Consider the following 13,396-nt stretch of genomic DNA (forward strand, 5'->3'; position numbering starts at 1 on the left):
GGAATCAGTCGATAGCCTTGTCGTTCGGGCTCTTGTAGAGCGCCTTCATGTCGTCGCTTTCCGGGAAGTTCAGGTTGAGACCCTTCGGCGGAATCGGCGATTCGAACCACTTCTTGTAGATCGCGTTGGCGTCGCCCGAGGTTTCGACCTTGGCGATGGCGTCGTCGGCGACCTTCTTGAATTCGGGGTCGTTCTTGCGCAGCATGCAGCCGTACGCTTCACGCGATTGCGCCGTGCCGACGATCACGAAATCGCCCGGATTGTTCGACTTCGCGCGCTCGCCTGCGAGCAGTGCGTCGTCCATCATGAACGCCACGGCGCGGCCGGTGGAGAGCGTCATGAACGATTCGCCGTGGTCCTTCGCGCTGATGATGTTCATGCCCAGGTTCTTGTCCTGGTTCATCTTGCGCAGCAGACGCTCCGACGTCGTGCCAGCCGTCGTCACGACGGTCCTGCCCTTGAGGTCGGCGAAATCCTTGATGCCCGAATCCTTCTTCGTCATCAGGCGCGTACCGATCACGAAAATCGTGTTCGTGAAGGCGGCCTGTTGCTGACGTTCGGCGTTGTTGGTCGTCGAGCCGCATTCGATGTCGATCGTGCCGTTCTGCACGAGCGGAATGCGGTTCTGCGAGGTGATCGGCACCATCTTGACCTTGAGGTTCGGCATGTTCAGCTTCTGCTTCACCGCCTCGACGATCTTGAGCGCGAAGTCCTGCGAGTAGCCGATCACATTCTGCTTGTCGTCATAGTACGAAAACGGAATCGACGATTCGCGGTGACCCAGCGAGATCACGCCGGTGTCCTTGATTTTTTTGAGCGTCCCCGAGTCCTGCGCGTGAGCACCGACGGCGACCAGTCCGAGGGTGGCGAGAACGAGCGCGGCCTTTTTGAATTTCATCTGTGATCTCCTTCTTGGCATGGATCGGGGGCAGTGTAGCAAAGTAATTTTATTGAAAGAATAAAGGCGATCCCTGGCGTTGCAAGCACGCACAACCGCCGTCGAATCGCGCTTGCGCGCTGCATCAACAGCGCCCCCGCGCCGGCTTTTTTCACATGTTTTTCACAGTACAAATGCAAAAACGGGCGGCCCCTTGTGGGGACCGCCCGCCAGTTGCCGGAGATAGCCGGCAACGCAATTTTTACCGCTTCGATCCGAAAGCCTTCCGAAGCGGCAAACCGTTATCGATCAGGGATACAGGCCGCGCATTTCGCGCGCCATCAGGATGCGCTTGCAGGCCACGATAAACGCTGCCGTACGCATCGACACGCCCTGCTCGCTCGACACTTGCCAGACCGCCGTGAACGCTTCGCGCATCACGCGTTCCAGACGCTCGTTGATCTCGCCTTCGGTCCAGAAGAAGCTCGAGAAGTCCTGCACCCACTCGAAGTACGAAACGGTCACGCCACCCGCGTTCGCAACGACGTCCGGGATCACGAGGATGCCCTTGTCGTGCAGGATGTCGTCGGCTGCCGTCGTGGTCGGGCCGTTTGCGCCTTCGACGATGATCTTCGTGCGGATCTTGCCGGCGTTCGCTTCCGTGATCTGGTTTTCCAGCGCGGCCGGAATCAGGATGTCGGTTTCGATGGTCCAGAATTCGTCGTTGCCGAGCATGTCGGCGCCGGCGAAACCTGCCACGCCGCCCGTCTTCGCCACGTGCTCGAGCAGCGCGTCGGCGTCGATACCGGTCGACTTGTAGATCGAACCCGTGTGGTCCTGCACCGTGACGAGCTTCGAGCCCGCTTCCTGGAACAGACGCGCAGCGATACCGCCGACGTTACCAAAACCCTGCACGGCAATACGTGCGCCTTCGATCGACAGACCCTTGCGGCGAGCCGCTTCGCAACCGACCACGAACACGCCACGGCCGGTCGCTTCGCGACGGCCGAGCGAGCCGCCCAGCGAGATCGGCTTGCCGGTCACGACGCCCGTGGACGTCTGGCCCTGGTTCATGGAGTACGTGTCCATCATCCACGCCATGATCTGCTCGTTCGTGTTGACGTCCGGCGCAGGAATGTCGGTGTTCGGTCCGATGATGATGCCGATTTCGCTGGTGTAGCGGCGCGTCAGGCGCTCGAGCTCACCACGCGACAGCGTACGCGGATCGACGCGGATACCGCCCTTCGCGCCGCCGTAAGGAACGTTCACAGCCGCGTTCTTCACCGACATCCACGCCGACAGCGCCATCACTTCGGACAACGTAACGTCCTGGTGATAACGCACGCCGCCCTTGCCGGGACCGCGCGAAACGTTGTGCTGGACACGGTAGCCTTCGAAGTGCGCGACGGTACCGTTATCGAGTTCGATCGGGCAATCGACGATCAGAATGCGCTTCGGACGCTTGAGCGTTTCGAGCCAGCGCGACAGCGAACCGAGGTACGGCGCGACGCGATCCACCTGACGGAGATAGTTGCCCCACGGACCGAGCGACTCGGCGTTAAGGTAGGAAGGAACCGAAGACACAGCAGACTGCGATTGGGAAGACATGAACGCTCCAAGCGATCGAACAAGTGCTGCCATTGTCAGAAAAGCCCTTCGCCAGCGCCAATGCCGTTTGCTCATCACGTTATGCTTTTCGTGCATAACGTTGAAAAAGTCGAAAGAACGTGTCGCCGATGTCCCGCAACGGCGGGCGTTTGCGGGAATCGCGTTGGCGCGTCAACATGACGCAACGATTGTTTCGGAGCGCGCAAAACAGCAATGCGAAAGCGGGCACGGTGGCTTGCGCTACCGTGCCCGCTTTCGCATCGACCTTGATTCTTTGGTGAAATTTGCCGGCAGTCGCTGACTGCGCTGCCCGCGACCAGGCGCTACTACCCGCGCGCGATTTCCTGGCTGACCGCATCCCACAGCGCCCGCACGAGCGCTTCGCGGGCGTCGTCGCCTTGAGCGGCGAGCTTGTCGCGATAGAGGCGGATTTCCATATCGAGCGTGAACTGGCCCTCAGGCGCGCCACGCGTGCCGCGATCGAGACGAATCAGCTTGCCCTGCGCGACCGCTTCCTCCACCGCGCTGTGCGGCAGAAAAGCGATGCCGTGACCGGCCTGCGTCATCGCCTTGAGGCCTTCGGCCATATCGGTTTCGTAGACGCGGTCGAGATAAAGCCGCGTCGGCGCATTGGCGACGATCACCTCGGTCATGCGGCCAAGGTAGGCGTTCGGCGTGTAGGAGAGATACGGCGTGGGCGCGTCGGGCGTGCCCGGCAGCGTGTAGCGCGCGCGGCCCGCGCGTTGCGGCGCCGAGTACGGGCTGATCGATTCGATACCGAGCGTGAGCGTGTCGTAGCGCGCCGGATCGAGCGTCACGGGATGGCTCGGATGGTGATAACCCATCACCAGATCGCAACCGCCTTCGACCAGCGAGAGCACCGCGTCGTGCACGTTGAGTGCGCGCAGACGCGTGTGAATGCGGCCGAGTTTCGCCTCGATACGCTCGAGCCAGCGCGGAAAATACGTGAGCGAGAGCGTGTGCGGCACCGCAAATTCGATCGTCGCGGCAGGCGTGGCCGTGTGACCGCGCAGCACCGTGCGCGCCTCGTGAAACTGCGACAGCATGGCGAGCGCCTGCTCGTAGAACACCTGGCCCGCGGAAGTCAGACGCGTCGGATAAACCGAACGATCGATCAGTTCGGTGCCCAGCCACGCTTCGAGTGCCTGAATCCGGCGCGAGAACGCCGGCTGCGTGACGTGGCGCAGCTCGGCGGAGCGGCTGAAACTATGCGTTTCCGCGAGCGAAACGAAGTCTTCGAGCCATTTGAGTTCCATGCGGGACCGGGGAGCGAATGAGAAGTCCGCATTCTAGGCCCGCGCGCGCCGCTCTGGGGCGGCCATCGGGGAATTCCCAAGGCGCCGCCTTACGGCGCGGTTTCGCTCAACGCGCCCTGCAATGCCGCCAGCACATCGCTCCAGTCGCCCAGCTTGCTCTGCCGGAACACGCGCGCCGACGGATACCAGATGGAATCGTCGCGATTCTTGCCCCAGCGCCAGTCGGGCTGCGCCGCCAGCAGCACCCAGACCGGCTTGCCGAGCGCGCCCGCCAGATGCGCGACCGAAGTATCGACGGTAATGACCAGGTCCAGATTCTCGATCAGCGCGGCCGTGGCGGCGAAGTCCGACAGTTCGTCGCCGATTGCGTGCAGCGGCCAGCGCCCTGCCACATCGGCGAGCTGGGTCGCGCCCGGTCCCTTCTGGATGGCGAACCAGGCGTTGCCTTCGCGTTGCGCGAGCGGCAGCAAGGTCGTGAGCGGCACGGAGCGGAACGCATCGAAGTGATGACGCGGATTTCCGGCCCAGACCAGACCGATGCGGCGCTGCGCATGCGGCGCGAGCCTCTGCACGCGCTCGCGCCACGCCGCCGCCTGCGCCGGTTGCGCGTGCAAGTAAGGCACCTGGGCGTAGATCGGCTCGCCGGGCAGACGCCCCGGCAGGCTCATCACGTCGCACCAGTAGTCGTAATCGCGCGCGACGGTTTCGTCGTCCGGTTTGTCGCTCAGGACGCGGGAAACGCCCGGCACGGACGCCACGAGCGAAGCCAGTTCCGGCGCCACCCATACATTGACCTGCGCACCGCGCGCGGCCAGCACGCTGGCGTAGCGCACGAACTGGATCTGGTCGCCCACGCCCTGTTCGCGCGAGATCAAAAAGCGCTTGCCCGCGACCGGTTCGCCCTGCCATTCGGCACAGGACAGCTTGCGGTAGTTGGGTTTGCCGATGCGCGTGGTCTTGCGGCATTCGAACAGCGGCCAGCCTTCGGTGTAGTCGTCGCGACGCAGCAGCAGCATGCCGAGCTGGAACAGCGACTCCGGCAAGCCGGGGTCCAGTTGCAGCGCTCGCCGGTATCCGGCTTCGGCCTCGTCGTAGCGCGCAAGCGCGGTGTAGGCGAAAGCGAGATTGTTCACCGGGCCCACGGCATCGGGCCTGAGCAGCGCCGCACGCTCATACAGCGGGATCGCGTCGTCGTAACGGTGCAGGGAATCGCAGGCCAGCCCGAGTTCGAAGTACGCGGTGGCATTGTCAGGCTCGCGCGCAACGATCGCTTCGAAGCAGTCCAGCGCCTCGGCATGCTCTTCGGACGCATTCAGCAGCTTGCCGAGGTGCATCAGCGTGGCCGTGTCGTTCGCGCCCAATGCGCGCGCCGCGCGCAGTTCGGCGATGGCTTCGTCCTTGCGATCCGCCTTGTCCAGCGCGCGCCCCAGATTGAAGGCGAAATGCGCCGATTGCGGGTCGAGCGCACGCGCGCAGCGATAGTGTTGCTCGGCCGCGGCAGCGTCGCCCAGTTCCATCAGCGCGTTGCCCAGGTTGTTGTGCGCGTTGGCGAACGCGGGCGCGTGTTCGATGGCCTTGCGCTGGAACGCCACCGCGCCGGCGTGATCGTTCATGCGCGCGGCCGCCACGCCGCGGTTGCTCAGGCATTCGCTGTCGTGCGGCGCCAGGGCGAGCGCCTGGTCCATCAGCGTGACGGCGCCAGCCAGTTCGTTGCGCCCCATGGCGAGCACGCCCAGATAGTGCAGCGCGCCGGCACAACCGGCATCGCGCGCGAGGGCGCATTCGTAGAGCGCTTGCGCGGCGGGAAGCCGGCCCGCCCGATGTTCGGCAAGACCGGCTGCGACGAATTGAGCGGATTCGGCGGCGGGGGAAAGCGCGGAAGAAGCAAGGTCGTGGTTCATGCGGATCGGGGAGCTTGAAGCAGCCAGTGCTGCCGACCCTTCAAAGGTATCGCCCGCGCTTCCCGAAGTCTGTCAGATGAGTCCGAAAACCGTGCCGGACGCCGCGCCGACACCCGGCTTTGCCCAGGTCCGCATTGCCGCCCGGCCCCTGTCAGCGTGGTGATAAAATATGCGGCTCCCCCCGGTTCCTTTCTGATCGTAACGTCAGCCGTTACGTCCCCATCATGTCCGACACTCGTCCCGATACCCTCTTCGCGCTCAACGCGCTCTCCCCGCTCGACGGCCGTTACGCCTCGAAAACCGAAGCCCTGCGCGAATGGCTCTCGGAAGCCGCCTTCATGCGCAACCGCGTGACCGTGGAAATCCACTGGCTGATCGCCCTGTCGCAAGCCGGCTTCGCGGAAGTGCCGCGCTTCTCGGAAGCGTCGGAGCAGTTCCTGCTCAAGCTCGCCGAGAACTTCACGGCGCACGACGCCGCGCGCATCAAGGACATCGAGCGCGTGACGAACCACGACGTCAAGGCCGTCGAATACTGGCTCAAGGAATCGGTGAAGGGTCAGCCGGAACTGGAGCGCGCAAGCGAATTCATCCACTTCGCCTGCACCTCGGAAGACATCAACAACACCTCGCACGGCCTGATGATCGCCGGCGCGCGCGAACACGTGATCCTGCCGGCGCTGCGCTCGGTGTACGAGCGTCTCGTCAAGCTCGCGCACACGCACGCCGATCAGCCGATGCTCTCGCGCACGCACGGTCAGCCCGCCAGCCCGACCACGCTGGGCAAGGAAATCGCCAACGTCGCGGCGCGTCTCGCGCGTGCGATCCAGCGTATCGAGAAGGTCGAACTGCTCGGCAAGATGAACGGCGCGGTCGGCAACTTCAATGCGCACCTGTCGGCGTACCCGGAATTCGACTGGGAAGCGTTCTCGAAGGACGTCGTCGAACAGCGTCTGAAGCTCGTGTTCAACCCGTACACGATCCAGATCGAACCGCACGACTACATGGCCGAACTGTTCGACGCCATCGCGCGCGCGAACACGATCCTGCTCGACCTCGACCGCGACGTCTGGGGCTACATCTCGCTCGGCTACTTCAAGCAGAAGCTGAAGGCCGGCGAAATCGGTTCGTCGACCATGCCGCACAAGGTCAACCCGATCGACTTCGAAAACTCGGAAGGCAACCTCGGCCTCGCCAACGCGACGCTGCGCCACCTCGCCGACAAGCTGCCGGTTTCGCGCTGGCAGCGCGACCTGACCGACTCGACGGTGCTGCGCAATATCGGCGTCGCGCTCGGTTACTCGCTGCTCGCCTATGACGCGCTGATCCGCGGTCTGGACAAGCTCGAAATCAACCCGCAGCGCCTGGACGAAGACCTCGACGCAACGTGGGAAGTGCTGGCCGAGCCGGTGCAGACCGTCATGCGCCGTTATGGCATCGAGAACCCGTACGAGCAGCTCAAGGAACTCACGCGCGGCAAGGGCATCACGCGCGAAGCGCTGCAGACCTTCGTGGCGGGCCTGGCGATTCCGGAAGATGCGAAGCAGCGTCTGATGGAGATGACGCCCGCCTCCTACATCGGCAAGGCAGCGGAACTGGCGAAGCGCATCGCGTAAGCCTGTTCACCGCAGCGGAAAACAAAAAGCCCCGGTATCGAACCGGGGCTTTTTTTCGTCTGCGAACAGCGAAGCAGGGAAACGATGACGAACGCGGATCAACCCGCGCGGCGCGTTTCCAGCTGCTTGAGCACGTCGTCGACGATCTGCTCGGGCGAGAGCTCGATGCTCACGACGATGGCTTCGTCGCTGCCCGGCTCTTCGAGCGTGTCGAGCTGGCTTTGCAGCAGCGACGGATCGAAGAAGTGACCCGTGCGCGTCGCCAGACGCTCGTGCAGCACTTCGAACGAACCCTTCAGGTAGACGAAGCAGACGTCGTGGTCGCCGCCGCGCAGGATGTCGCGGTACGAACGCTTGAGCGACGAGCACGTGAACACGGCCGTTTCATGCGCCTGCTGCTTTTCCTCGATGGCGACGCGAATCGTGCGCAGCCAGGGCCAGCGGTCGTCATCGGTCAGCGGAACGCCGTCGTGCATCTTCTTCTTGTTGGCTTCGCTGTGGAACGCGTCGCCGTCGGTGAAGGTGCACTTGAGGCGCTCGGCCAGCATTTCGCCGATGCGCGACTTGCCGGCGCCCGACACGCCCATTGCAATCAGAATCATTACTGCTCCTTGTCGGCAGAAGTTAGCGCTGTAGCACCGACTCCCGCCCCATCCATAAATTGCCCGTTACACCACTGCCGAAAGCGCGAACGTGAGTCCGAGGCCCAGCAGCGAAATAATGGTTTCCAGCAGCGACCAGGTCTTGAACGTCTGACCCACGGTCATGCCGAAATATTCCTTGATCAGCCAGAAGCCGCCGTCGTTGACGTGCGAGAAGATCAGCGAGCCCGCACCCGTGGCCAGCACGAGCAGTTCCGGCTGCACAGTCACGCCCGCCGCCTGGGCGATCGGCGCAACGATGCCGCAGGCCGTGGTCATGGCCACCGTGGCCGAACCCGTCGCGAGACGGATCAGTGCGGCCACCAGCCAGCCCAGCAGCAGCGGCGACATATGCGCCGACTGCGCGAGTTCGACGATCTGCTTCGACACGCCGCTATCCATCAGCACGCGGCCGAAACCGCCGCCCGCACCCACGATCAGCGTGATGCCTGCGATCGGCGCCAGACAGTCGCCGCAGAACTTCTGGATCTGCTCGCGGTTGAAGCCGCGCGATGCGCCGAAGGTCCAGAAGCTTACCAGCACGGCGATCAGCAGCGCGACATCGGACGTGCCGATGAAGTGCAACAGATTGTTCGGCAGCGTCTTGGGCGTGAAGACCAGATCGGCCCACGAGCCCACCAGCATCAGGATCACCGGCAGCAGGATCGTGAACAGCGTGATGCCGAAGCTCGGCAGTTCGCTATCCGGCTTCGGATCGGCCTTGCTCACGAACTGCGCGGAAAGCGGATTGTTCTCCGGCAGCTTGATGTGGCGGTGAATAAAGAGCGCGAACAGCGGACCGGCGACGATCGCCGTCGGAATGCCAACGATCAGACCATAGGCAATGGTCTTGCCGATATCGGCGTGATACGCCTGCACGGCCAGCAGCGCGGCCGGGTGCGGCGGAATCAGGCCGTGCACGACCGACAGACCCGCGACCATCGGCAGGCCGATCAGCAGCAGCGACTTGCCGGTACGCTTGGCGACGTTGAACGCGATCGGAATCAGCAGCACGAAGCCCACTTCGAAGAACACCGGCAAGCCGACGATCACGGCGACGCACATCATCGCCCAGTGAATGTTCTTCTCGCCGAACCAGCGGATCAGCGTGGTGGCGATGCGCTCGGCGCCGCCCGACTCGGCCATCATCTTGCCGAGCATCGTGCCCAGACCCACCACGATCGCGATGTGGCCGAGCGTGTTGCCGTTACCGGTCTCGAAAGACTTGACGATCTGATCCATCGGCATGCCGACGGCGAGGCCGAGCAGCAGCGAAACAATGATCAGAACGAGAAACGGAAAAACCTTCAAACGCGTGATCATGAAGATCAGCGCAGCAATCGCGACGAGCGCGTAAATCAGCAGCGAACTGCCGTGGGCCACTCCCATGAGGCTCCTCTCCAGGTAGTTGTTCATTCCCTTCCGTGACCACGAAACGATGCACTGACGGTGCGTGAATCGGGTCTGCTGGCAGGGGGTCGGCCGTCGCCGGGCCGAGATTGTAGTGGTTATAACGGCTTTCGGCGTTGTTTGCTCGAAAGACGAGCGAGCCGCGCAGGCCTCACGCCCAGTGGGCGCGGCCTGCGCGGCTCGTGGATGCCTGCGGCAAAAACGCTCTGACGGCCCGCGGTGCGCGGGGTACTGCTCGCCCCATCGCACCCGGAATTGCCGGTCCGTTAGTTGCCTTTAGCATCGTGTTCGATCGATATCGAGACGAATACGCCCAGCATCAAAATTAGGGGTACTAACACCCTATTTATCCGATGCTGTTTGCAACACTCAATTCACCGGGCGCGCCAGTTCGCTCGCGGCGCGCGCGAGGCGCGTCACTTCGGCCCAATCCTGATTGGCGAGCGCAGCCTTCGGCGTGAGCCACGAACCGCCGACGCACACCACATTGGGCAGCGCGAGGAAGTTCGGCGCGGTTTCGGCGCTGATGCCGCCCGTCGGGCAGAACTTGAGCGTCGGGAACGGACCGTGGAACGCCTGCAGCATGTTCAGGCCGCCCGCCGGCACCGCCGGGAAGAACTTGACGATCTCGTAGCCCAGTTCCATCGCGACGATGATGTCGGTCGGCGTCATCACGCCCGGCAGCAGCGGCAAACCGGCGTCGAGCGAAGCCTGATGGATTTCACGCGTCAAGCCCGGCGACACGCCAAAGGTCGCGCCGGCCTTCTTCGCCAGTGCGCAATGCTCGGGCTTCGTGATCGTGCCCACGCCAACGGCGATATCCGGCGCGATCTGCGCGGCGCGCTCGATCGCTTCCAGACCCGCCTTGGTGCGCAGCGTGATTTCCAGCACCTTGACGCCGCCCGCGTGCAGCGCGCGCGAGACGTGCTCGCCCTGCTCGGCCGTGTCGAATGCCAGCACCGGGATCACCGGACCGAGTCGGACGATGTCGGCTACCGTGTTTGTTGCCATGTTCAGGCTCCTTGATGATGAATTCAGTTCGTCGCGTGGGAAGCTGCGGACGTCGAGGAAGCAAGCGAAGCCGCATGCTCGGGCGTCTCGCCAACGAGCGGGCCGAACACCGTCGCGCCCAGTTCCGCCGGCGCGGCCGCAGCGCGGAACACGCCGAACAGCTCGCGGCCGAAGCCCACTTCATTGCTTTCCTGATGCGTGGGCAGCGCGACCGGGCGCGCGTCCCATTCGGCGTCGTCCATATCGACATCGAGCACGCCTGCCACGGCATCGATCACGATCGTATCGCCATCGCGCACCTTGCCGATCGGGCCGCGCAGCAGCGTTTCCGGCGACACGTGGATCACAGCGGGCACCTTGCCCGACGCGCCCGACATCCGGCCATCGGTCACGAGCGCCACGTGGAAGCCCTTGTCCTGCAACACGCCGAGCAGCGGCGTGAGGCGGTGCAGCTCCGGCATGCCGTTGGCGCGCGCGCCCTGGAAGCGCACGACGGCCACGAAATCACGCTCGAGCTCGCCGCGATCGAAAGCTTCCTGCACGGCTTCCTGCGAATCGAACACGATTGCCGGCGCACGCACCGTGCGATGGTCAGGCGCGACCGCCGAAATCTTGATGACGCCACGGCCCAGACGGCCTTGCATCAAACGCAGCCCGCCGTCCGGCTGGAACGGCTCGGGCAGCGGACGCAATACGGCCGGATCGGCGCTCTTTTCCACCGCCGGCACCCACGTGAGTTTGCCGTCGAGCAGCTTCGGCTCCTGCGCGTAATGACGCAGCCCCTCGCCCGCCACCGTCTTGACGTCTTCGTGCAGCAGACCGCCGTCGAGCAGTTCGCGCACGAGGAAAGCGATGCCGCCTGCCGCGTGGAAATGGTTCACGTCGGCCTTGCCGTTCGGATAGACACGCGCAAGCAGCGGCACCGCCGCCGACAGCTCGTCGAAGTCGTTCCAGTCGATCAGGATGCCGGCCGCGCGGGCCATCGCCACGAGATGCAGCGTGTGATTGGTCGAGCCGCCCGTCGCCATCAGCGCGACGATGCCGTTGATCACCGCCTTTTCGTCGACCACATGGCCGATCGGCGTGTAATTGCCGCGCTCGACGGTCAATTCGAGCACGCGGCGCGCGGCGGCTGCCGTGAGTTCGTCGCGCAGCGGCGTGTGCGGGTGGATGAACGCCGAACCCGGCAGATGCAGGCCCATCACTTCCATCAGCATCTGGTTGCTGTTGGCCGTGCCGTAGAACGTGCAGGTGCCGTGACCGTGATAAGCCGCGGCTTCGGATTCGAGCAGCGCCTCGCGGCCGCACTGGCCGGTCGCGAACTGCTGGCGCACCTTGGCCTTGTCGTCGTTCGAGATGCCCGTGGTCATCGGGCCCGCGGGCACGAAGATGGTCGGCAGATGGCCGAACTGAAGCGCGCCGATCAACAGGCCCGGCACGATCTTGTCGCACACGCCGAGACACAGCGCCGCGTCGAACATATTGTGCGTGAGCGCAACGGCCGTGCTCATCGCGATCACTTCGCGCGAGAACAGCGACAGTTCCATGCCGGCATTACCCTGCGTGACGCCGTCGCACATCGCCGGCACGCCGCCCGCGAATTGCGCGACGCCGCCGCCTTCGCGGGCCGCCTTCTTGATGATTTCGGGGAAATCCTTGTACGGCGCGTGCGCCGAGAGCATCTCGTTATAGGACGAGACGATGCCGATGTTCGGTTCGCGGATCGACTTGATAGCGATCTTGTCGCGCCCTTCGAGACCGGCGAAACCGTGAGCGAGGTTCGCGCACGAGAGCGCGCCGCGTGCCGGGAAACGGTCCTGCGCCGCGACGATACGCGCGAGATAGGCCTCACGCGTCGGCTTGCTGCGCTCGATCACGCGCCGCGTGACCTTCATCAACTGAGAATGCGGGGAAACCATCGAATCTCCTTCCTTTTTATCTCGCGGGGACGCTCGGGGACACATCACGCGGTCCGGTCAGCGATGGCGCGATGTTAGTAGAAAAACTACATGCTCGCAATCCCGGTTTTGCCCTGGATTCGAATCCTGCAAACGCTGAAAAATTTCCTATAAACGTTGTCTATCAACGATTCGGCGAAAACGAGCATTGCATTGCGCAATCCATTCTTGTAGTTTTTGTACATCGTCAACGATCCGCTATAGTCCACGGATCTTTCAGCATAGTGCGAGTTTCCTGATGCTGCTGTCCCAGGTGAAAGCCATTCGCGAGCAATTGCGCCCATCCGAGCGCAAACTCGCCGATTACATCGTCGAAGCGCCGCGCGAACTGCTCGACCTTTCGATGACCGAAGTCGCGCACCGTGCCGGCGTAAGCCAGCCGACGATTGCGCGCTTCTGCCATGCGCTCGGGTTCTCGGGCTTCCGCGAATTCAAGATCCGGCTCGCGCAAGCCGTGGCGGGCGATCTGCCGACCGAACTGCCCGCCGTCTACCGCGACGTGCGCCCCGACGAACCCGTGCCCGGCGTTGCCGCCAAGGTGCTCGACCGCACCATCGGCGCGCTCGTGCAGGTGCGTAACAACCTGTCCACCGATGCGCTCGGCGCAGCGATCGCGCTGCTCGCGAACGCTTCGCGTATCGAGTTCTACGGTGCGGGCGGCTCCGGCATCGCCGCGCAGGACATGCAGCACAAGTTCTTCCGGCTGGGCATGCCGAGCGTGGCGTATGCCGATCCGCACACCTTCCTGATGTCTGCAGCACTACTCGGGCCCGGCGACGTCGTCGTCGCGATCTCGAATACGGGGCGCACGCGCGACGTGGTGGACGCGGCGCGCACGGCGCTCGATCGCGGCGCCAAGGTGATCGCCATCACGCACGGCACCTCGCCGCTTGCGCGCCTCGCGAGCGTGGGCCTGCACGCGAACGTCGACGAAGACACCGACGTCTTCTCGCCGATGACATCGCGCACCTCGCATCTGGCGATCGGCGACATTCTTGCGGTCGGTGTGGCGCTGCAGCGCGGCCCCGAACTGGCCGAAAAGCTCGCCGATGCCAAAGAGATCATCGCGAAGCGTCGGCTTGATCCGCATGGTTGAGATG

Annotated in this window: 11 protein-coding genes; 3 read left to right on the forward strand and 8 right to left on the reverse strand. The window is 64.0% G+C overall.

Features of this window, described 5'->3' with window-relative positions:
- Positions 1 to 4 precede the first annotated feature (4 nt).
- Complete coding sequence (locus G3N59_RS04990; RefSeq protein WP_205981434.1) at positions 5 to 898, reverse strand: glutamate/aspartate ABC transporter substrate-binding protein; 894 nt, start codon at positions 896 to 898, stop codon at positions 5 to 7.
- A gap of 288 nt (positions 899 to 1,186) precedes the next feature.
- Complete coding sequence (locus tag G3N59_RS04995; RefSeq protein ID WP_205981435.1) at positions 1,187 to 2,485, reverse strand: Glu/Leu/Phe/Val dehydrogenase; 1,299 nt, start codon at positions 2,483 to 2,485, stop codon at positions 1,187 to 1,189.
- Here G3N59_RS04995 and G3N59_RS05000 point away from each other — a divergent pair.
- Positions 2,484 to 2,786, forward strand: coding sequence for a hypothetical protein (locus G3N59_RS05000; protein ID WP_205981436.1), 303 nt, complete (start codon positions 2,484 to 2,486; stop codon positions 2,784 to 2,786). The genes G3N59_RS04995 and G3N59_RS05000 overlap by 2 nt on opposite strands.
- 25 nt (positions 2,787 to 2,811) lie before the next feature.
- Here the strand turns inward: G3N59_RS05000 and G3N59_RS05005 are convergent, their stop codons facing one another.
- Complete coding sequence (locus G3N59_RS05005) at positions 2,812 to 3,762, reverse strand: LysR family transcriptional regulator (protein WP_205981437.1); 951 nt, start codon at positions 3,760 to 3,762, stop codon at positions 2,812 to 2,814.
- Positions 3,763 to 3,851: 89 nt separating this feature from the next.
- On the reverse strand, positions 3,852 to 5,663 hold the full coding sequence (locus G3N59_RS05010; RefSeq protein WP_205981438.1) for a tetratricopeptide repeat protein: 1,812 nt from the start codon (positions 5,661 to 5,663) through the stop codon (positions 3,852 to 3,854).
- A gap of 224 nt (positions 5,664 to 5,887) precedes the next feature.
- On the opposite strand from G3N59_RS05010, the gene purB reads away from it, so the two are divergent.
- Positions 5,888 to 7,276 (forward strand): adenylosuccinate lyase, encoded by a 1,389-nt coding sequence (purB, locus tag G3N59_RS05015; protein ID WP_205981439.1) that lies wholly within the window; start codon positions 5,888 to 5,890, stop codon positions 7,274 to 7,276.
- A 98-nt stretch (positions 7,277 to 7,374) separates the two neighbouring features.
- Here purB and G3N59_RS05020 read toward each other — a convergent pair whose 3' ends face one another.
- The 4 genes from G3N59_RS05020 to edd all read right to left on the reverse strand — a co-directional run bounded on the left by G3N59_RS05020 (position 7,375) and on the right by edd (position 12,257).
- On the reverse strand, positions 7,375 to 7,878 hold the full coding sequence (locus G3N59_RS05020) for a gluconokinase (RefSeq protein WP_205981440.1): 504 nt from the start codon (positions 7,876 to 7,878) through the stop codon (positions 7,375 to 7,377).
- 66 nt (positions 7,879 to 7,944) lie between these two features.
- A complete protein-coding gene (locus tag G3N59_RS05025; protein ID WP_205981441.1) occupies positions 7,945 to 9,306 on the reverse strand; it encodes a GntP family permease in 1,362 nt (453 codons plus the stop codon).
- Positions 9,307 to 9,696: 390 nt separating this feature from the next.
- On the reverse strand, positions 9,697 to 10,338 hold the full coding sequence (gene eda, locus G3N59_RS05030) for a bifunctional 4-hydroxy-2-oxoglutarate aldolase/2-dehydro-3-deoxy-phosphogluconate aldolase (RefSeq protein ID WP_205981442.1): 642 nt from the start codon (positions 10,336 to 10,338) through the stop codon (positions 9,697 to 9,699).
- 23 nt (positions 10,339 to 10,361) lie between these two features.
- The gene (gene edd, locus G3N59_RS05035) at positions 10,362 to 12,257 is read right to left on the reverse strand and encodes a phosphogluconate dehydratase (protein WP_205981443.1); all 1,896 of its coding nucleotides are present in this window, start codon (positions 12,255 to 12,257) and stop codon (positions 10,362 to 10,364) included.
- Positions 12,258 to 12,534: 277 nt separating this feature from the next.
- Between edd and G3N59_RS05040 the strand changes: the two genes are divergently transcribed.
- Positions 12,535 to 13,392, forward strand: coding sequence for a MurR/RpiR family transcriptional regulator (locus G3N59_RS05040; RefSeq protein WP_205981444.1), 858 nt, complete (start codon positions 12,535 to 12,537; stop codon positions 13,390 to 13,392).
- The last annotated feature ends 4 nt before the right edge of the window (positions 13,393 to 13,396 follow it).

Origin of the sequence: Paraburkholderia sp. Ac-20340, assembly GCF_017104965.1 — a bacterium.
Classification (GTDB): Bacteria; Pseudomonadota; Gammaproteobacteria; order Burkholderiales; family Burkholderiaceae; genus Paraburkholderia.